This is a genomic window from Pantoea sp. EKM103V (assembly GCF_011800365.1).
GTDB classification, from domain to species: Bacteria; Pseudomonadota; Gammaproteobacteria; order Enterobacterales; family Enterobacteriaceae; genus Pantoea; species Pantoea anthophila.
Map to the genome: position 1 here is coordinate 126,123 of NZ_JAALFQ010000007.1, position 20,462 is coordinate 146,584.

Genomic DNA, 20,462 nt, shown 5'->3' on the forward strand with positions numbered 1-20,462 from the left:
GATTAACGCACCTTCAGCGTGGCCAGGCCAATCAGCACCAGCATTAGCGAAATAATCCAGAAGCGCACAATCACGCGCGGTTCCGGCCAGCCTTTCAGTTCATAGTGGTGATGGATCGGCGCCATGCGGAAAATACGCTGACCGCGCAGCTTGAACGATCCCACCTGCAGGATCACCGACAGCGTCTCAACCACAAACACGCCGCCCATGATCACCAGTAAAAATTCCTGACGCAGTAACACCGCGATGGTTCCCAGCGCGCCGCCCAGTGCCAGCGAGCCCACGTCCCCCATAAAGACCTGTGCCGGGTAGGTGTTGAACCACAGAAAGCCCAGCCCTGCCCCGACGATAGCGGTGCAGACAATCACCAGTTCACCGGCATGACGCAGGTAAGGGATATGCAGATATTCTGCGAATTTCACATTACCCGTTGCCCAGGCAACCAGTGCGAAGCCGGCCGCTACAAAGACGGTCGGCATAATAGCCAGACCATCCAGGCCATCGGTCAGGTTGACCGCATTACCCGTTCCGACAATCACAAAGTAGGCCAGCAGCACATAAAAGAGGCCGAGCTGCGGCATGATGTCTTTGAAAAATGGCACCACCAGCTGGGTCGCCGGCGTATCTTTGCCTGCCGCATACAGCGCGAACGCCACGCCCAGCGAAATCACCGACATCCAGAAATATTTCCAGCGGGCAATCAGTCCCTTGGTGTCTTTACGTACGACTTTGCGGTAGTCGTCGACAAAGCCGATGATGCCAAAGCCGATTAATACCACCAGCACACACCAGACATACGGATTCGACGGATAGGCCCACATCAGCACCGAAATGGTGATGGAGGTCAGGATCATGATGCCGCCCATAGTCGGCGTGCCGCGCTTGCTGAAGTGAGACTCCGGGCCGTCGTTGCGGACAACCTGACCGATCTGTAACTTCTGCAGCCAGGCGATCAGGCGCGGTCCCATCCAGAGCGAGATAAATAACGCGGTCAGCAGGCTGACAATGGCGCGAAACGTCAGATAGGAAAAGACGTTAAAACCGGAATATAAAGCGACCAGATGCTCGGCCAGCCAAACTAACATGTTCCTTTCTCCTGTAAGCTCTGTACTACCTGCTCCATGGCGGCACTACGCGAACCTTTTATCAAGACAGTAATTTCTGAGTGTTCGGACAACAGCTGGCGTAAACGTTCAGTCAGCGCCGTCTTATCGCTGAAATGTTCGCCAGCTTTGCTGCTTTCGCTGATGAAATGGCTGAATCTGCCGGTCGTCAGCACGCGATCAATGCCTGCGTCACGTGCCGCCTCGCCGACTTCGCGGTGACACTGTTCGGTCTCGTCGCCCAGCTCGGCCATATCCCCCGCCACCAGCACCCGATAGCCCGGCATCTCGGACAGCACCTGAACCGCTGCGGTCATTGAACCGACGTTAGCGTTGTAGCTGTCATCCAGCAGCAGCTGCTGCGCAGAAAGGCGCACCGGGAACAGACGGCCAGGCACCGACTGCAGGCTTTTCAGCCCCTGCTGAACGGCGCTCAGCGGCGCGTCCACTGACAGGGCCAGCGCCGCAGCGGCCAGAGCATTAGCGATGTTATGGCGACCCGGCAGCGGCAGAACGATCTCCACTTCGCCATGCGGAGTCACCATGACAAAATGGGTGCCGTCCTGAGCAATGCGGATATCGCGGGCGGAGAAGTCGCACCCTGCCGCCTGCGGTGCAAAGCGCCACACGGTTTTATCCTGCAGATTCGCCTGCCACTTTGGCCAGTCATTGCTCTCGGCATTCAGAATCGCAATGCCGTGCGGCGGTAAGCCCTGAAAAATTTCGCCTTTGGCTTTGGCAACGCCTGCCAGTGAACCAAAGCCTTCCAGATGTGCTGCCGCCAGGTTGTTAACCAGCGCACTCTCCGGCCGAACCAGATCGGTGGTATAGGCGATCTCGCCCTGATGATTCGCGCCCAGCTCGATCACCGCATACTGATGTTCAGGTGTCAGGCGCAGCAGCGTCATCGGGACGCCATAGTCGTTATTGAGATTACCGGCGGTATAGAGCGTTTCACCACACTGACGCAAAATCGCCGCGGTCATCTCTTTCACCGAGGTTTTCCCGGAAGAGCCGGTCAGCGCCACGACGCGAGCGGTCGACTGCTGGCGAACCCAGGCCCCCAGTCTGCCAAAGGCGAGCCGGGTATCCTCAACGACCACCTGCGGTACAGCGACAGGTAAATGCTGACTGACCAGCAGCGCCTGTGCGCCATTCGCTATCGCATCGCCGACAAAGTCATGCGCATCAAAACGCTCACCCACCAGCGCGACAAACAGGCTGCCAGCCGTCACCTTGCGGGTATCTGTGGTGACCTCGTTCAGAGTGAGGTCGCTGCCGTAAAGCGTGCCGCCGGTAATCTGTGCCAGGGTCTGTAATGAAACCGGAATCATGCTGTGCCTCCCAGCAGAGCCGCGACCGTTGCGCGGTCGGAGTAATCAAGCCGGTGTGTACCGATGATCTGATAATCTTCGTGGCCCTTGCCCGCGACCAGCACGATGTCGTCAGGCTGCGCCTGCATAATGGTGTTAGTCACCGCCTGCGCACGACCGGAGACCACACGGGCGCGGCCCGGGTCCAGCAAACCGGTCAGAATATCGTTGACGATGGCCTGCGGATCTTCGCTGCGCGGGTTGTCATCGGTAATCACCACCACATCGGCAAACTGCTCGGCAATCGCCCCCATTAACGGGCGTTTCCCTTTATCACGATCGCCACCGCAGCCAAACAGGCACCACAGTTTTCCTGTGCAGTGCAGGCGTGCCGCTTCCAGCGCTTTTTCCAGCGCGTCTGGCGTGTGAGCGTAATCGACCACGACCGTGGGTTTACCTGCGGCACTGAACACTTCCATACGCCCGTTGACCGGCTGTAACCGGGGGGCGGCGTCGATCAGCGTCGCCAGCGGATAGTCGAGCGCCAGCAGGGTCGCCAGCGCCAGCATCAGATTGCTGACATTGAATGCGCCCATCAGCGGGCTGACAATGTCGCCATTGCCCCAGCTGGAGCTGAAACGGATATGGGCGCCGTTGTCGTGATACTCCACCGCGTCGGCTTTCAGCCAGCGGCCATGGCAACCCGGCTGGAGGTTATTCTCCATAGTGACCGCGACCGCATCCGGTAAGCGCGCGAGCCAGCGACGCCCCACTTCATCATCCGCGTTGAGGATCGCCTGACCGACCTGATGCTCAGAGAAGAGCAGCCATTTGGCGGACTCATAGCTCTCCATGTCACCGTGATAGTCGAGGTGGTCGCGGCTGAGATTAGTGAAGACCGCAGCGGCAAACGGCAGCGCCGCGACGCGATGCTGAACCAGCCCGTGTGAAGAAACTTCCATAGCGGTCAGAGTCGCCCCTTTTTCAGCCAGATCGTGCAGCAGATGCTGTACGTCTACCGCAGAGCCGGTGGTATTTTCGGCTGCGGCCAGCTGGCCTACAAGGCCGTTGCCGACCGTGCCCATGACCGCGCTGGTTTCACCCAGCAGCATTGCCCACTGCGCCAGTAACTGCGTGGTGGTGGTTTTGCCGTTGGTGCCGGTCACGCCGATCAGCTTCTGTTTTTCACCTGGCTGCTGGTAAAAGCGTCCGGCTAATGCCGAAAGACGCTGATGCAGCTGCGCCAGATAGATAACCGGCACGCCGTGCATCTCACGGATTTCACCGTCGGCGGCTTCGCCTTCGGCTTCCGCCACAACCGCAGCGACGCCCTGCGCAATCGCCTGCGGGATAAAGCGGCGTCCATCAACCTGATGGCCTGAAACAGCGACAAACAGATCGCCAGACGCCGCAAGGCGGCTGTCCAGGGTCATGTCACGCAGTGGGCGCGCCGGCGCGCCTGGCACCCAGGGGCCGAGTAAGTCGCGCAGGTTACGATCTGTCACTTGATTCCTCACTTCTGTTAGTCACCAGCTCGTTTCTGTCATTGGTCGGTAACGCATCCGGTTCGATGTTCATGGTGCGCAGTACGCCGCCCATGATGGCACCAAACACCGGAGCAGAAACCGCACCACCATAATATTTGCCGGCCTGGGGATCGTTGATCACCACCACCAGCGCGAACCGAGGATGACTGGCAGGTGCAACACCTGCGGTATAGGCGATGTATTTGTTGACGTAGCGACCATCCGGCCCGACTTTTTTCGCCGTACCGGTTTTTATCGCAATGCGATAGCCCTTGATGGCCGCTTTGACACCGCCGCCACCGGGCAGCGCCACGCTTTCCATCATATGCATCACGGTTTTCACCAGCGACTCATCGAAAACGCGCTCACCCGCGACGGGCGGGTCGACTTTGGTAATCGACAGCGGGCGATTAATGCCATAGCTGCCAATGGTTGCGTAGACTCGCGCTAACTGTAACGGCGTTACCATTAGCCCGTAGCCGAAAGAGAAGGTGGCCCTCTCTATGTCAGACCACCGTTGTTTTTTAGGGTATAAGCCACTGCTTTCCCCGACCAGCCCCAAATTGGTCGGTTTGCCCAGTCCAAAACGCGAGTAAGTTTCTACCAGCGCTGAGGAGGGCATCGCTAACGCCAGACGTGAAACCCCGACGTTACTCGACTTCTGCAGAACCCCTGTCAGGGTCAATTCGTTGTAGCGCGCCACATCTTTGATCTCATGACCATTGACGCGGTACGGCACGGTATTCAGAACGCTGTTCTCTCTGACCACGCCGCGTTGCAGCGCCGTCATCACCACCATCGGCTTCACGGTTGAGCCAGGCTCGAAAATGTCGGTAATGGCGCGGTTGCGCATCAGATCTTTGGAGGTATTACTGAGATTGTTCGGGTTGTAAGCCGGGCTGTTAGCCATCGCCAGCACTTCACCGGTGTTCACATCCACCAGCACCGCCGTGCCCGACTCCGCTTTGTTGAACGCCACGGCGTTATTCAGTTCGCGGTAAACCAGCGCCTGCAGACGTTCATCAATGCTCAGGGTCAGGTTGTGGGCCGCCCGGCTGTCGACGGAAGAGATATCTTCGATGACCCGACCGTAACGGTCTTTACGCACCGTTCGTTCGCCCGGCGCACCGGTCAGCCACTTATCAAAGCTCTTCTCGATGCCTTCAATGCCCTGTCCGTCGATATTGGTAAAACCAATCAGATGGGAGGTGACCTGCCCGGCAGGATAGTAGCGGCGTGACTCTTCGCGCAGATGAATACCGGGAAGTTTGAGTTTTTTAACGTACTCGCCGATAGCCGGATTGACCTGGCGCGCCAGATAGACGAAGCGGCCTTTAGGGTTGGCGTTAACACGCGCCGCCAGCTGATCCAGCGGAATCGAAAGCGCATCGGAGAGCGCCTTCCAGCGGCTGTCCAGTGTGACGCCGCCGCCGGCGTGGAGCTCTTTGGGATCGGCCCAGATGGCATTTACCGGGACACTGACGGCGAGCGGGCGTCCGGCTCGATCGCTGATCATCCCGCGCGATGTCGGCACCGCCTGCACGCGCAGCGAGCGAAGATCGCCCTCTTTGACCAGCTTGCCTGGATTGATCACCTGCAGCCAGGCAACGCGTGACAGCAGTCCACCCAGCGCCAGCAAAATACAGCCGCACAGCAACGCAAAACGCCAGCTTACAAAGCTGGCCTTATCTTCCGGTTTCTTTAACTTCAGCGTTCTGCCTGTACCGCTCATTCGCTATCTGAGGTCCTTATTTCTGCACCACGATATTTTCTTGTGAAGGATCAACGTGCTGCAGCTGCAGCTTCTCGGTGGCGATGCGTTCGACACGGCTGTGATCGCCCAGCGCATTCTCTTCCAGAATCAGGTTGCGCCATTCGATATCCAGCGCGTCGCGCTCCAGTACCAGCTGTTCACGCTGTGCGGTTAACAGTCGGGTTTTATGGGTGGTGGTGACCACCAGCACGGCAGAAACCACCACAGCGATCAGCAACAGCACCGGGATCTTGCCCTTTCGCAGCAGATCCCCGCCGATGACGGCGGGCAGACTGTGACGCTCATTACCGATCATGCGTCGGTTTTCTCCGCAATACGTAATACCGAACTGCGCGCGCGCGGGTTCTCAGAAACTTCGGCATCGCCCGGCGACATTTTGCCGAGTAATTTCAGTTCACGACCGCCCAGGGCACGCAGCTGATGTTCCGTCATTGGCAGCCCGGCTGGGACCTGCGGCCCGCGACTCTGATCGCGCATAAAGCGTTTCACCAGCCGATCTTCCAGCGAGTGGAAGCTGATCACCGAAAGGCGCCCTTGTGGTGCCAGCACCTCAACTGCCCCTTTCAGCGCAATATCGATCTCTTCCAGTTCACTGTTAATCCAGATACGGATCGCCTGGAAACTGCGCGTCGCCGGATGCTTGAACTTATCTTTAACCGGCGTGGCAACGGCGATCACCTCAGCCAGCTCCCGTGTCCGGGTCATCGGCGCTTCGCGATTGCGCTCAACAATGGCGCGGGCGATACGTTTGGCGAACCGCTCTTCACCGTAGGTTTTCAGAACGAAAGCGATGTCTGCCTCTTCCGCCTGCAGCAACCACTCGGCGGCGGAGTGACCGCGCGAAGGATCCATACGCATATCCAGCGGTCCGTCACGCATAAACGAGAAGCCGCGCTCTGCGTCATCCAGCTGCGGTGAGGAAACCCCCAGATCCAGCAGGATGCCGTCAATTTTTCCGACCAAATCCCGCTCAGAGACATACTCTGCCAGGGCGGAAAAAGGGCCATGAATAATAGAGAAGCGGGGATCTGTAATCTCAGCGGCAGCGGCGATAGCTTGAGGGTCGCGATCGATGGCGATCAGTTGTCCCTTCTCTCCCAGTTGCGAAAGAATCAGACGTGAATGACCACCACGACCAAACGTGCCGTCGATGTAGATACCGTCTTCCCTGATATTGAGGCCGTTAACCGCCTCATCCAACAGCACGGTGGTATGTTTGAAATTTTCCTGCATAGCTATAGCGACAAGTCCTGCAACCGCTCAGATAAAGGCTCCTGAGCTGACTGTTCTGCGTCAATATCGTCCCTGACCTGTTGATACCAGGTCTGTTCATCCCACAGCTCAAACTTGTTGAACTGTCCGACCAGCATCACTTCTTTGGTTAATTTTGCGTGCTGCCGAAGCGTATTCGCCAGCAGCAGGCGTCCTGCATTATCCATCTGACATTCACTGGCATGTCCCAGCAACAGACGCTGCACACGGCGCTCAAGTGGATTCATACTGGATAAGCGGGCGAGCTTTTTTTCAATGATTTCCCATTCGGGCAGGGTATAAAGCAACAGGCATGGCTGGTGGAGGTCGATGGTACAGACCATCTGCCCCTGAGATTCCCCGATCAGCAAATCGCGATATCGCGTGGGTACGGCAAGCCGCCCTTTACTGTCGAGATTGACTAACGTTGCTCCGCGGAACATGCCAGTCTCTCCCCCTGGTCACCCGTTTGCACCACTTTATCCCACTTTTTACCACGAAACGAGTTTAAGGATTCGATGAAATCCTTGTCAAGCCGGAGCGGCAGTTGAATATCACTATTTACAGAGCGCCGAATTAATGGCTGCCGACGCCCTGATCGAATAAAAAGAGAAAGAAAAAATTAAACCAATGAATACCTGAATAAAAAAAGCGGGCGCGGAAAAAACGATTAAAAATGAAACAGCGTCACACGCTGAATATTTCTCGTGGTTTCTGAGACAGCGGCGGCATTTTAGGGGATTTCCGAAAGAAAGCCCAGCGGCTCAGGCCGGACAGGAAAGCGGCATTTGTTGAAGTTGTAAGCAGATAATAAAAATAACCCTTTCTGCTTTGTTAGAATTGATGAGCAGAATTTACGCTTTTTTACGTCGACCTGTTTATTTAATCAGTAATTCGGAAAAAATAAACGTGGCGGGCAGCGTAATACTGCCCTTCCCTCATTTAACTCTTCGGCTTAATTGTCCGCGACGATATAAATTACGGCGGATACGGGTTAAACCGGGTTTAGGTTTTCTTGGCTCATCCAGCGAGGCTAAAACTAATTCCAGTACCCGTTCGGCGACGTCACGATGGCGCTGTCCTACGGCCAGCACCGGGCACTCAAGAAAGTCCAGTAATTCGTGGTCGCCAAAGGTGGCAATCGCCAGCTCGGTAGGCAGCCGGCCGTCTCGTTTCAGCGTGACATCCATGACGCCCTGCAGCAGCCCGAAAGAGGTGGTAAAAAGCGCCTCCGGCATCGGATGCTCTTCAAGATAACGCTCAAACAGTGCGGCGGCAGCGGTGCGTTCGAAGCTGTTGCAGTAGATGTAATCTATCGGCCGCGGGTCATCTTTCCACGCATCACGGAATCCCATCTCACGCAGAAAGCTCACTGACAGCTCAGGCAGGGCGCCGAGGAACAGCACGTTTTTGACCTCAAGCTGACGCAGTTCAGCCGCCAGCGTATGGGCATCGTCCTGGTCGGCACCCACGACGCTGGTGAAATGTTCACGATCCAGCGCACGGTCTAACGCAATGATCGGCAGCGGATCGTTGACCCAGCGCTGATAAAAGGGATGCTCAGGCGGTAACGAGGTGGAGACGATGATTGCGTCGACCTGACGCTGTAGCAGATGCTCAATACAACGCATCTCGTTATCAGGCTGATCTTCTGAGCAGGCGATCAGCAGCTGATAGCCTCGCTGACGCGCCTGACGTTCAAGATAGTTTGCAATACGGGTGTAACTGGTATTCTCCAGATCGGGAATCACCAGCCCAATAGAGCGCGTTCGCCCGGCGCGCAGCCCGGCGGCCACCGCATTGGGGTGATAATTATGTTCACGCACGACCGCCATCACTTTCTCAACGGTTTTGTCGCTGACACGATACTGCCGCGCTTTACCATTGATCACATAACTGGCCGTGGTGCGCGACACGCCTGCCAAACGCGCAATTTCATCCAGCTTCACGATAACCCCACCATCAAATCCGCTTTTACGGCAGAAATAGCCGCAGTTAAGCTATGGATAACTCATGGCTATCATCTAACAGCAGAAAAGTGCGCGGAGCAACCGCTTTTCTGAATGTAACCAGCCTGGCGCATAAAAAATAAAAAAACCCGGCATTTCGCCGGGTTAGGTGAGGTTCGATGGTGACGCAGCGTGATTAACGCATGATGCGATCGCCGCGTGATACGCCCACAATACCGGAGCGGGCCACTTCAACGATTTCGGCAACTTCACGCACGGAATGGAGAAACGCGTCCAGTTTGTCACTGGTGCCTGCCAGCTGAACCGTGTACAGCGTAGGCGTTACATCAATGATTTGACCACGGAAGATCTCAGCGTTGCGCTTCACCTCTTCACGGCCATAGCCACTCGCCTGGATCTTCACCAGCATGATCTCACGCTCAACGTAGGCACCCTGCCCCAGTTCGGTCACGCGCAGCACATCCACCAGCTTGTGCAGCTGCTTTTCGATCTGCTCCAGCACCTTCTGGTCGCCTACCGTCTGAATGGTCATCCGCGACAGGGTGGGATCATCGGTAGGCGCAACGGTCAGGCTTTCGATGTTGTAGCCGCGCTGCGAAAAGAGACCGACGACACGGGATAATGCGCCAGATTCGTTTTCCAGCAGAACTGATAAAATGCGACGCATAATTATGTCCTCTCCGTTTTGCTTAACCACATCTCATCCATGCTGCCACCGCGAATCTGCATCGGGTAAACATGCTCGCTACCGTCCACGGCGACATCCACAAACACCAGACGCCCCTGTGCCAGTTTCTCCAGCGCCAGCGTCAGCTTCTCTTCCAGCTCAGCCGGATGCTCAATGGCAATCCCGACGTGGCCGTAGGCCTCAGCCAGACGCACGAAGTCAGGCAGTGATTCCATATAGGACTGCGAGTGGCGGCCGGAGTAGATCATATCCTGCCACTGTTTCACCATGCCCAGAACCCGGTTATTCAGGCTCAGTACCAGCACCGGCAGATTGTACTGCAGTGCGGTAGAGAGCTCCTGAATGTTCATCTGGATACTGCCATCGCCCGTCACGCAGATAACGGTTTCGTCCGGCAGCGCCATCTTGACACCCAGCGCAGCGGGCAGGCCAAAGCCCATTGTGCCCAGCCCCCCGGAGTTGATCCAGCGACGCGGTTTATCGAACGGATAATAGAGCGCAGCAAACATCTGATGCTGGCCCACATCGGACGTGACGTAGGCGTCGCCGTGGGTCAGACGGCTGATGGTTTCAATGACGGCCTGCGGCTTGATCTTGTCGCTGGTCCGATCGAACTCCAGGCACTGACGACTGCGCCAGCCCTCAATCGCGCTCCACCACGCCTGCAGACTCTCAGAGCGCGGCTCACTGTCGTTTTGCGCCAGCAGCTCCAGCATCTGCTGCAGTACCTGCTTCGCATCACCCACGATCGGGATATCCGCCGCCACCGTTTTGGAGATTGAGGTCGGGTCGATATCAATGTGCATGATGGTGGCGTTGGGGCAATACTTCGCCAGATTATTGGTGGTGCGGTCGTCAAAGCGAACGCCGATACCAAAAATCAGATCGGTGTTGTGCATCGTCATGTTGGCTTCATAGGTGCCGTGCATGCCAAGCATCCCGACGCACTGACGATGCGTCCCAGGAAACGCGCCCAGCCCCATCAGAGACGTGGTGACCGGAATGTTCAGGCTTTCGGCCAGCTGTAACAGTTCCGCTTCACAGCCCGCGGTGATGGCTCCGCCACCGGCATAAATCACCGGCTGTTTTGCGCCCAGCAGTGTCGTCAGCGCACGCTTAATCTGACCTTTATGGCCCTGGATGGTCGGATTGTAGGAGCGCATGCTGACAGCGTCCGGCCAGTGATAAGGGAGCTTATTGGCCGGGTTGAGAATATCTTTCGGCAGATCGATAACCACCGGTCCCGGACGTCCGCTGGCGGCGAGCCAGAACGCCTTTTTCAGCACGGTGGGGATCTCTTCGGTGCTTTTCACCAGAAAACTGTGCTTCACCACCGGCCGTGAAATGCCGACCATGTCGCACTCCTGAAAGGCATCATAGCCAATCAGTGAGGTAGGCACCTGGCCCGACAGAATCACCAGCGGAATAGAGTCCATATAGGCGGTGGCGATCCCGGTGATCGCATTGGTCGCGCCGGGGCCGGAAGTGACCAGCACGACCCCGACTTCACCCGTGGCGCGTGCGAGGCCGTCAGCCATATGCACCGCAGCCTGCTCATGGCGTACCAGAATGTGATCGATACCCCCGACGGTTTGCAGCGCATCATAGATATCTAATACCGCGCCACCCGGATAACCGAATACCTGCTTAACGCCCTGATCGATTAACGAACGGACGACCATTTCGGCTCCTGACAACATCTCCATCTTCTGCCTCCAGGCTTCAGGACCGGGCGCCATGAATAGGGCCGTTTGCACGTATCGCGTCACGCCGGTGCCTGCTCTGCCAATCAAAATCTTATGTTTATGCACGACAGCGGAAACCTGTGCCGCTGTCCGGTTACAGAGAAATCTGTCGAGTTCATTGTTCTGAGAGTAGGTCGATTACCATAACCGCACTTCAGCGGGCAGGCAAACCGCAAAGCCGTGTAAATTAAATGGCAGGGACGTAAAGGCTCTGCCCGATAAGAATTGGCTGCGCGGATTAAACTAATTACGCCGCAGAACCGCAGAGGAAAATGCTGACTAAGAAATTATTTTTAGCGTGATCTAAGAAATAACGAAAACTTATTGTGACCTGCCCCAGCCCACAATCGCCACACCTTTTTATTTTCCGGGTTAATTAACCAGAAAATCGCTAAAGCGCATACGATTATGCTAAGCAGGCGGACATAAATTCTGCGTCACGCCTGAGAGGCGCAAAAATAAAAACATTAAATTTCAGATAGATAAAAGAATCCTTACGCTACAACAGCGTGCTTATCCTGCCTGACCGGCGCGGCACTCACTTCTGCGCTATTCATTACGCTGTCAGGCCGTAAAATAACAGACGATCTTCCTTTTACTCGCTGGAGAATAACCCTGCACAGAAGGTTGACATCCCTGAGTGATTGCAGTACCAATATAGGCAGCACAACAATTTATAAGGTTTGAATCCATGTTTCGTTTTGCTCGCCTTCTCGGTCTACTACTAAACGCATACAGCTTGCGCGGTAGACTTGTGGGCGGAATCAAACACTGATTCAAACCTGCTGAAAGTTAAAAACCCGCGCCTGTCGCGGGTTTTTTTATGCTCGTTGCCAGGCCAGAAAATGCATAAGGATGAATACGATGAGTCAGCAAGTCATTATTTTCGATACCACTCTGCGCGACGGTGAGCAGGCATTACAGGCCAGCCTGAGTGTGAAAGAAAAATTGCAGATTGCATTAGCGCTGGAGCGTATGGGCGTGGATGTCATGGAAGTGGGTTTCCCGGTCTCCTCACCTGGCGATTTTGAATCCGTACAGACCATCGCGCGCACCATTAAAAACAGTCGGGTCTGCGGTCTGGCCCGCTGTGTGGAGAAGGATATTGATGCGGCGTACGAATCACTGCGCGTTGCCGAAGCCTTCCGTATTCATACCTTCATTGCCACCTCACCGATGCATATCGCCACCAAACTGCGCAGCACGCTGCCCGAGGTGATTGAGCGCGCGGTTCACATGGTGAAACGTGCCCGCAACTACACCAATGACGTTGAATTCTCCTGTGAAGATGGCGGCCGTACCCCGATTGATGACCTGTGCCGGATGGTTGAAGCCGCAATTAATGCCGGTGCAAACACCATCAATATCCCGGACACCGTGGGTTATACCCTGCCAGGCGAATATGCTCACATCATCAGCCAGTTGATCAACCGCGTGCCTAACATCGACAAAGCGATTCTCTCTGTCCATACGCACGATGACCTGGGTATGGCGACCGGTAACGCCCTGGCGGCTGTCCAGGCGGGTGCACGTCAGGTTGAAGGCACGCTGAATGGTCTGGGTGAACGTGCCGGTAACTGTGCGCTGGAAGAGGTGATCATGGCGATCAAAACCCGCCAGCAGATCATGAATGTGCACACCAACATCAATCATCAGGAGATCTACCGCACCAGCCAGATGGTGAGCCAGATCTGCAATATGCCTATCCCGGCGAACAAGGCGGTGGTCGGCTCCAACGCCTTCGCCCACTCCTCCGGTATTCATCAGGATGGCGTGCTGAAGAATCGCGAAAACTATGAAATCCTGACGCCGGAGTCGATCGGCTTACACAAGATTCAGCTGAACCTGACCTCACGTTCTGGCCGCGCGGCGGTAAAACATCGTATGGAAGAGATGGGCTATGCAGAGCAGGATTACAATCTGGATGCCCTGTATGACGCCTTCCTGAAACTGGCTGACAAAAAAGGTCAGGTGTTCGACTACGACCTGGAAGCGCTGGCCTTCATCAATAAACAGAATGAAGAGCCGGAGCATTTTCAGCTGCATGAATTTAACGTTCAGACCGGTTCCGGCATCACCGCTACCGCCTCTGTCAAGCTGGGCTGCGGCGATGATGCCAAAGCGGATGCGGCCACCGGCAACGGCCCGGTTGACGCGGTCTATCAGGCCATTAACCGTATTACTCAGTTCGACGCGGAGCTGGTTAACTACAAACTGACCGCCAAAGGCCACGGCGAAAACGCGCTGGGTCAGGTCGACATTGTGGTGAGCTACAACGGCCGTAAGTTCCACGGCGTCGGTCTGGCGACCGATATCGTGGAATCGTCTGCCAAAGCGATGGTGAATGCGCTGAACAATATCTGGCGTGCCCGCCAGGTTGAACAGGAATTGCAACGCAAATTTAAAGATCAGAAGGAAACCGTATAACTATGTCCAGCTCTTCTCATATCGCAGTTTTACCCGGTGACGGCATTGGCCCGGAAGTGATGGCACAGGCAATGAAAGTGCTGGATGCCATTCGTCAGCGCTTTGATATGCAGATTACCACTCAGGAATATGCGGTCGGCGGCATCGCTATCGATCAGCACGGCGAACCCCTGCCTCCTGCGACCGTAGCGGGCTGCGAGCAGGCAGATGCGATCCTGTTTGGTTCGGTTGGCGGACCGAAGTGGGAACATTTGCCACCGGCTTCGCAGCCGGAACGCGGTGCTCTGCTGCCCCTGCGCAAACACTTCAGACTGTTCAGTAACCTGCGCCCGGCGGCACTCTACAGCGGTCTGGAAGCTTTCTGCCCGCTGCGCGCCGACATCGCGGCGAAAGGCTTCGATATCCTGTGCGTGCGTGAACTGACCGGCGGCATCTATTTTGGTCAGCCTAAAGGACGCGAAGGCAGCGGCCCGGAAGAGCGGGCATTCGATACGGAGGTTTACCACCGCTTCGAGATCGAGCGCATCGCCCGTATCGCGTTTGAGTCTGCGCGTAAACGCCGCAATAAAGTGACCTCAGTAGATAAAGCCAACGTCCTGCAGACCTCAGTCATGTGGCGTGAAATCGTTAACGAGGTCGCTAAAGAGTATCCGGACGTACAGCTGAGCCACATCTATATCGACAATGCCACCATGCAGTTGATCAAAGATCCGTCACAGTTTGACGTGCTGCTCTGCTCCAACCTGTTCGGCGACATTCTCTCTGATGAGTGCGCCATGATCACCGGTTCGATGGGGATGCTGCCTTCCGCCAGCCTGAATGAAGCGGGCTTTGGCCTGTTTGAACCGGCAGGCGGCTCCGCACCGGATATCGCCGGACAGAATATTGCTAACCCGGTCGCGCAGATCCTGTCGCTGTCCCTGCTGTTACGCTACAGCCTGAATGCCGATGAGGCTGCCGACAGTATCGAACGCGCCATCAGTCGTGCGCTGGAACAGGGCTACCGCACTAAAGATTTAGCCGGTGATGGCCCAGCGGTCAGCACAGATGAGATGGGCAGCATCATTGCCCGCTTTATCGCCGAGGAAAAATAAAAAAATGAAAACCTTATACCAGAAGTTATTTGATGCACATGTCGTCCACGAAGCGCCGAACGAAACGCCATTACTCTATATCGATCGCCACCTGATCCATGAAGTCACCTCGCCACAGGCTTTTGATGGTCTGCGCGCGCATGGACGCAAGGTGCGTCAGCCGGGCAAAACCTTTGCCACCATGGACCACAACGTCTCTACTCAGACCAAAGACATCAATGCGTCGGGCGAGATGGCGCGGATTCAGATGCAGGAGCTGATGAAGAACTGCGCTGAATTTGGCGTACAGCTCTATGACCTGAACCACCCGTATCAGGGAATTGTGCACGTTATCGGCCCTGAGCAGGGCATGACGCTGCCAGGCATGACCATCGTGTGCGGTGACTCGCACACGGCGACGCACGGAGCCTTCGGCTCACTGGCCTTTGGTATCGGCACCTCCGAAGTAGAGCATGTGTTTGCCACCCAGACCCTGAAGCAGGGCCGGGCGAAAACCATGAAAATTGAGGTGCTGGGCCAGGCTTCAACCGGTATTACGGCAAAAGATATTGTCCTGGCGATCATCGGCAAAACCGGCAGCGCAGGCGGAACCGGCTATGTGGTTGAGTTCTGCGGTCCGGCCATTCAGGCGCTGAGCATGGAAGGTCGTATGACGCTGTGCAACATGGCGATTGAAATGGGCGCGAAAGCGGGCCTGGTGGCACCGGACGAGACCACCTTCAGCTACCTGAAAGGCCGCCAGTTCTCCCCACAGGGTGAGAAGTGGGAGCAGGCTGTAGAGTACTGGCGCACGCTGAAGTCAGATGAAGGCGCGACCTATGATGCGGTGGTCACGCTGCATGCAGAAGAGATTGCGCCACAGGTCACCTGGGGCACCAACCCCGGTCAGGTGATCGCCGTTGATCAGGTGATCCCGAACCCGGCCTCATTCGCCGATCCGGTGGAGCGCGCCTCAGCGGAAAAAGCGCTGGCGTATATGAATCTGCAGCCAGGCATCCGACTGACCGATGTCGCGATTGATAAAGTCTTTATCGGCTCCTGCACCAACTCGCGCATTGAGGATCTGCGTGCCGCCGCCGCTATCGCCAAAGGCCGCAAAGTTGCGCCGGGTGTGGTTGCAATGGTAGTGCCCGGTTCCGGTCCTGTAAAAGCACAGGCGGAAGCGGAAGGTCTGGATAAAATCTTCCTGGAAGCGGGCTTTGAGTGGCGTCTGCCAGGCTGCTCCATGTGTCTGGCGATGAACAATGACCGCCTCAACCCCGGCGAGCGTTGCGCGTCAACCAGCAACCGTAATTTTGAAGGTCGTCAGGGCCGCGGTGGACGAACCCATCTGGTCAGCCCGGCGATGGCCGCAGCGGCAGCCGTCACCGGCCACTTTGCCGACATCCGTGAACTGACGACAGGAGCATAAGTCATGGCGAATAAATTTACTCAGCACACCGGCATCGTCGCGCCGCTGGACGCCGCAAACGTCGATACCGACGCGATCATCCCTAAGCAGTTTTTGCAGAAGGTGACCCGCACCGGTTTTGGTCAGCACCTGTTCCATGACTGGCGTTTTGAAGATGACGCCGGCACGGTCCCTACCCCCGGCTTTGTGCTGAACAAGCCAGAGTTTAAAGGCACCAGCATTCTGCTGGCGCGCGAGAACTTTGGCTGTGGCTCCTCTCGTGAACACGCTCCGTGGGCGCTGACCGATTTCGGTTTTCACGTGGTGATTGCGCCAAGCTTCGCCGATATCTTCTACGGCAACAGCTTCAACAATCAGCTGCTGCCGGTGAAGTTAAGCGAAGAGGAAGTGGATGAGCTGTTCCGGCTGGTTGCGGCTCAGCCAGGCATCAGCTTTACGGTCGATCTGGAAGCGCAGACGGTGACCGCAGGCGATAAAGTCTACCCGTTCGAACTCGACAGCTTCCGTCGCCACTGCATGATCAACGGCCTCGACAGCATCGGTCTGACCCTGCAGCATGAAGCGTCAATTTCGCAGTATGAGCAGAATCAGCCCGCCTTCCTGCGCTGATTGCGTTAAGACAGGGCTAATCTGACAGCAACAATTTAGCTTAACGCGCAGGGAACACGGTCAGAGGAGGAAAGCGTCCCGCGCCAGGGACAAAAACGTCGGGAGCGTTTTTGAACAACGCAATGCGTTGGCCCGTTTACGGGCGCACCTCATGGATGAGGTGCGTAATCGCGCGGGCCGAGCGGCCAGGGATTGGCTTAAGCGCCTTTCCGATCTGACCGTGTTCCCTGAGCAGGCTCGCTATCACAGCGACCGGTCCAGATTCCTCAATAGTTAAAAAAAGGGCGACATCCTGTCGCCCTTCTTCTTTATACGTCGCGCACCCGTGCCGACATCACCAGCGCCACAATCGCCAGCGCGAATGCCAGCCAGTAGACCGCCTCATGTCCCAGCCGCTCGCTCAGCGTACCCTGAATCACCCCGGCCAGAATCATGCCGGTTGAGATAGAGTTGGTGAACAGGGTGGTTGCGGCGCCAGGCCGTCCCGGCATCAGATCCTGGAACCACAACATCCCAATCCCGGCAATAATCCCGACAAACACCGCATTAAACAGCTGCAATACCATCAGTGACGTGCGGGAGTTAAACAGCACCAGCCCCAGGTAAAACAGCACCCCGGCGGCCACCGCCACCAGCATTAACCGGCGCTTGCCCATGCGGCGGGCGTAATGCCCGGCCAGCAGCATCACCGGGATCTCCAGCCCGGCGGCCGTGCCCATCAGCAGACCCGCCAGCTTTTCCGGCAGGCCAAGCGTCGTACTGATATAGAGCGGCATATCAATGATATACATGGTATTGCAGGTCCACATCACCACCGAGGCGATAAACAGCAGGCGCACATCCCGGTCGCGCCAGCCGTTTAGCGGCAGACCGCCGCTTTGCAGCAGCGGCTGCGCACGGGGCACTGACGGCAGGGTAAACCAGACCAGCAGGATACAGATCAGAAACAGCGCGGCGGCCACCATAAACAGCGTGACAAAACCATAGTTCAGCGCCAGCGCAAATGAGAGCGGTGGCCCGATGACCCACGCCAGCGACAGCTGCGCGCGCATCACCGAACTGAACATGACCGCTTCACGCGCCGACTGATCGGCATATTCCCGGGCCAGCGCAAAGAGCTGAGGCATTGAGACGCTGGCGAGCGCCGACAGCAGCACACCCAGCGTAATCAGCGTCAGGTAGTGGCGGCTGAAGGCAAACAGCAGCGCATTAACCAGCGCCATCAGGCAGCAGAACAGGATGATATTACGGCGGTCCCCCACGCTGTCCGAACGCTTCGCCACCAGCATGCTCACCAGAATACCGGCCACTGCATTGATGGTAAAAAACAGTCCGACCCAGAAAGGGCGGGCCTGCACTTCGCGCGTCAGAAACAGGCTCAGCGTCGGTGCCTGCAATGCGCCCGCCACGCCCAGCATGAACGAGGCGACCATAAAAGCGAGGTAAACCGGATTGATGCGGCGCTGCCGCGTTAACAGCGATTTCATAGCGAAATCCCTTAGAGGCTAAACAGAGAGGAAAAAAAGAAGGGTAGACCATACCGCGCACGATGAAAAAAGCCAGCAGAGATCCTCTGCTGGCGGTGTAAATGCACCCTACTCAGAAAAGCACTCCGCTGAACAGCGAAGTCAGGGTTGAACGCCATTCCAGACTGAATGCCTCCCGCTCTTCCCATAGCGCAAAGTTTGCTCTTAAAATGAGGCAGAAAAAACAGAGCGCTTTTCAGCGGGAGTTCCTCTTTTATGTCCTCGTCACGTCTGAAGCAGCAATTCATTCGCCTGTGGCAGAGCTGCCAGGGCCAGTCGCAGGCCATTACCCTCAGCGAACTGGCTGACCTGCTGCACTGCTCGCGCCGCCACATGCGCAATCTGCTCAACCGGATGCAGGCGGCAGGCTGGCTGGTCTGGCAGGCAGAAGCGGGACGCGGCAGGCGGTCACATCTGACGTTCTGCTATACCGGGCTGGCTTTACAGCAGCAGCGTGCCGAAGATCTGCTGGAGCAGGATCGCATCGATCAGCTGGTCCAGCTGGTGGGCGATAAGGATCAGGTGCGGCAGATGATCAGTGCGCATCTCGGCCGCAGTTTCCGGCAGGGTAAGCATATCCTGCGGGTGCTCTACTATCGTCCCCTGCTCAATCTGCTGCCTGGCTCGCCGCTGCGGCGCTCTGAAACGCACATCGCCCGGCAGATTTTTAATGGCCTGACGCGGATAAATGAGGAAAACGGGGAAATCGAGCCCGATATCGCGCATCACTGGCAGCAGACCTCTCCGCTGCACTGGCGCTTCTTTCTGCGTCCGGCTATTCGTTTCCATCACGGTAGGGAGCTGGAGATGGCGGATGTCATCGCCACCCTGGAGCGTCAGCGCCCTCATCCGCTCTTTTCCCACATTGCGGAGATCTCCTCACCCGCCCCCTGGACGCTGGATGTGCATCTGAGCCAGCCCGACGACGGCCTGCCCTGGCTGCTGGGCAGCGTCAGCGCGATGATCCTGCCGCGCGAGTGGCCGACGATTCAGGATTTTGCCCGCCAGCCAGTCGGCACCGGCCCCTACCGGGTGATCCGCAATCATGAGAGCCAGCTGAAGATTGAAGCCTTTGATGATTACTTTGGCTTTCGCGCCCTGATCGACGATGTCTCTATCTGGGTGCTGCCCGACATCAGCGATGAGCTGGTCTATGCCGGTGTGCGCCTGCAGGGGGACGCTGCGGATGAGATTCAGGAGGAGAGCCGCCTTGAGGAGGGCTGCTACTATCTGCTGTTTGACCAGCGTTCAGAGCAGGGTCGCAGCGAGGCAGTCAGGCGCTGGGTCAGTTATCTCTTCAACCCTATCGCCCTGCTCAACCACGCGGGCGTCGGCTATCAGCGATACTGGTTTCCGGCTTATGGCCTGCTGCCGCGCTGGCACCACCGCCGGAACCTGACCCCGGTCGAAAAGCCGCCCGGCCTGACCCATCTGACGCTGACCTGGTACAGTCAGCACGTGGAGCATGAGGGCATCGCCAATGCGCTGCGTCCCCTGCTGGCCCAACAGGGCGTCACGCTGGAAACCCGTGAGATCAGTTATGAAAGCTGGTATCAGGGCGACGCGGAGAGTGATATCTGGCTCGGCAGCGTCAACTTTACCCTGCCGCTGAACTGGTCGCTGTTCGCCCAGCTGTATGAGATCCCGCTGCTGCATCACTGCCTGCCGATTGACTGGCACAGTGACGCAGCCCGCTGGCGTGAGAAAACGCTGCCGCTGGCCGAGTGGAGCAAACAGCTGGTTGAAGAGGCGGGCCTGCATCCGCTGTTTCATCACTGGCTATTGCTGGAGGGCCAGCGCAGCATGCGTGGCGTGCGGATGAATACCCTGGGCTGGTTTGATTTTAAATCGGCCTGGTTTGCGCCGCCGGCACTGTGACGCTTTCGCCACGGCGCTGAAATGACTAGAATGTGACGTTCTCAACGGGGTGCCGCCTGCCACCAGCAAGCAGCTGAGAGAGACCCGTCGAACCTGATTCGGTTAATACCGACGTAGGGATTTGAGAGGCCGCTGTGCTCAGATCCT

Annotated in this window: 17 protein-coding genes and 1 riboswitch; of the genes, 6 read left to right on the top strand and 11 right to left on the bottom strand. The window is 56.9% G+C overall.

Annotated features, from left to right (window positions below):
* Nucleotides 1–2 precede the first annotated feature (2 nt).
* The 10 genes from mraY to ilvI all read right to left on the bottom strand — a co-directional run bounded on the left by mraY (nt 3) and on the right by ilvI (nt 11,331).
* Nucleotides 3–1,085: a phospho-N-acetylmuramoyl-pentapeptide-transferase gene (mraY, locus tag HFD97_RS15100; RefSeq protein WP_009092141.1), complete on the bottom strand. Its 1,083-nt coding sequence runs from the start codon at nt 1,083–1,085 to the stop codon at nt 3–5.
* The gene (gene murF, locus HFD97_RS15105) at nt 1,079–2,437 is read right to left on the bottom strand and encodes a UDP-N-acetylmuramoyl-tripeptide--D-alanyl-D-alanine ligase (RefSeq protein ID WP_167432189.1); all 1,359 of its coding nucleotides are present in this window, start codon (nt 2,435–2,437) and stop codon (nt 1,079–1,081) included. The genes mraY and murF overlap by 7 nt, the downstream gene beginning before the upstream one ends.
* Nucleotides 2,434–3,921, bottom strand: a complete 1,488-nt coding sequence (gene murE, locus HFD97_RS15110) for a UDP-N-acetylmuramoyl-L-alanyl-D-glutamate--2,6-diaminopimelate ligase (RefSeq protein WP_167432190.1) — start codon at nt 3,919–3,921, stop codon at nt 2,434–2,436. The genes murF and murE overlap by 4 nt, the downstream gene beginning before the upstream one ends.
* Nucleotides 3,908–5,674, bottom strand: coding sequence for a peptidoglycan glycosyltransferase FtsI (locus tag HFD97_RS15115; RefSeq protein WP_009092146.1), 1,767 nt, complete (start codon nt 5,672–5,674; stop codon nt 3,908–3,910). The genes murE and HFD97_RS15115 overlap by 14 nt, the downstream gene beginning before the upstream one ends.
* Before the next feature lie 16 nt (nt 5,675–5,690).
* Nucleotides 5,691–6,011, bottom strand: coding sequence for a cell division protein FtsL (gene ftsL / locus HFD97_RS15120; RefSeq protein WP_003854764.1), 321 nt, complete (start codon nt 6,009–6,011; stop codon nt 5,691–5,693).
* Nucleotides 6,008–6,949: a 16S rRNA (cytosine(1402)-N(4))-methyltransferase RsmH gene (gene rsmH, locus HFD97_RS15125; protein WP_009092147.1), complete on the bottom strand. Its 942-nt coding sequence runs from the start codon at nt 6,947–6,949 to the stop codon at nt 6,008–6,010. The genes ftsL and rsmH overlap by 4 nt, the downstream gene beginning before the upstream one ends.
* Before the next feature lie 2 nt (nt 6,950–6,951).
* A complete protein-coding gene (gene mraZ / locus HFD97_RS15130) occupies nt 6,952–7,410 on the bottom strand; it encodes a division/cell wall cluster transcriptional repressor MraZ (RefSeq protein WP_009092149.1) in 459 nt (152 codons plus the stop codon).
* Between the two features lie 495 nt (nt 7,411–7,905).
* Nucleotides 7,906–8,916, bottom strand: coding sequence for a catabolite repressor/activator (gene cra / locus HFD97_RS15135; protein WP_009092150.1), 1,011 nt, complete (start codon nt 8,914–8,916; stop codon nt 7,906–7,908).
* A gap of 196 nt (nt 8,917–9,112) precedes the next feature.
* Nucleotides 9,113–9,604: an acetolactate synthase small subunit gene (ilvN, locus tag HFD97_RS15140; RefSeq protein WP_111208304.1), complete on the bottom strand. Its 492-nt coding sequence runs from the start codon at nt 9,602–9,604 to the stop codon at nt 9,113–9,115.
* Nucleotides 9,605–9,606: 2 nt separating this feature from the next.
* Nucleotides 9,607–11,331: an acetolactate synthase 3 large subunit gene (ilvI, locus tag HFD97_RS15145; RefSeq protein WP_167432191.1), complete on the bottom strand. Its 1,725-nt coding sequence runs from the start codon at nt 11,329–11,331 to the stop codon at nt 9,607–9,609.
* A 730-nt stretch (nt 11,332–12,061) separates the two neighbouring features.
* Here ilvI and leuL point away from each other — a divergent pair.
* The 5 genes from leuL (at nt 12,062) to leuD (ending at nt 16,911) form a co-directional block, all read left to right on the top strand.
* The gene (gene leuL / locus HFD97_RS22500; protein ID WP_111208305.1) at nt 12,062–12,145 is read left to right on the top strand and encodes a leu operon leader peptide; all 84 of its coding nucleotides are present in this window, start codon (nt 12,062–12,064) and stop codon (nt 12,143–12,145) included.
* Nucleotides 12,146–12,234: 89 nt separating this feature from the next.
* Nucleotides 12,235–13,797 carry a 2-isopropylmalate synthase gene (gene leuA, locus HFD97_RS15155; protein WP_046101207.1) on the top strand — a complete coding sequence of 521 codons (1,563 nt, stop codon included), beginning with the start codon at nt 12,235–12,237 and terminating at the stop codon, nt 13,795–13,797.
* Between the two features lie 2 nt (nt 13,798–13,799).
* Nucleotides 13,800–14,891: a 3-isopropylmalate dehydrogenase gene (gene leuB, locus HFD97_RS15160; protein ID WP_009092158.1), complete on the top strand. Its 1,092-nt coding sequence runs from the start codon at nt 13,800–13,802 to the stop codon at nt 14,889–14,891.
* 4 nt (nt 14,892–14,895) lie between these two features.
* Nucleotides 14,896–16,302, top strand: coding sequence for a 3-isopropylmalate dehydratase large subunit (gene leuC / locus HFD97_RS15165; RefSeq protein ID WP_009092161.1), 1,407 nt, complete (start codon nt 14,896–14,898; stop codon nt 16,300–16,302).
* Between the two features lie 3 nt (nt 16,303–16,305).
* The gene (gene leuD, locus HFD97_RS15170) at nt 16,306–16,911 is read left to right on the top strand and encodes a 3-isopropylmalate dehydratase small subunit (protein ID WP_003854779.1); all 606 of its coding nucleotides are present in this window, start codon (nt 16,306–16,308) and stop codon (nt 16,909–16,911) included.
* 308 nt (nt 16,912–17,219) lie between these two features.
* Here the strand turns inward: leuD and HFD97_RS15175 are convergent, their stop codons facing one another.
* Nucleotides 17,220–18,398 carry an MFS transporter gene (locus HFD97_RS15175; protein WP_167432192.1) on the bottom strand — a complete coding sequence of 393 codons (1,179 nt, stop codon included), beginning with the start codon at nt 18,396–18,398 and terminating at the stop codon, nt 17,220–17,222.
* Nucleotides 18,399–18,653: 255 nt separating this feature from the next.
* Here HFD97_RS15175 and sgrR point away from each other — a divergent pair, with 255 nt between their 5' ends.
* Entirely contained in the window at nt 18,654–20,315 is a 1,662-nt protein-coding gene (gene sgrR / locus HFD97_RS15180; RefSeq protein WP_167432193.1) for an HTH-type transcriptional regulator SgrR, read from the top strand.
* A gap of 35 nt (nt 20,316–20,350) precedes the next feature.
* A riboswitch (TPP riboswitch) is annotated at nt 20,351–20,453 on the top strand.
* Nucleotides 20,454–20,462: the final 9 nt, after the last annotated feature.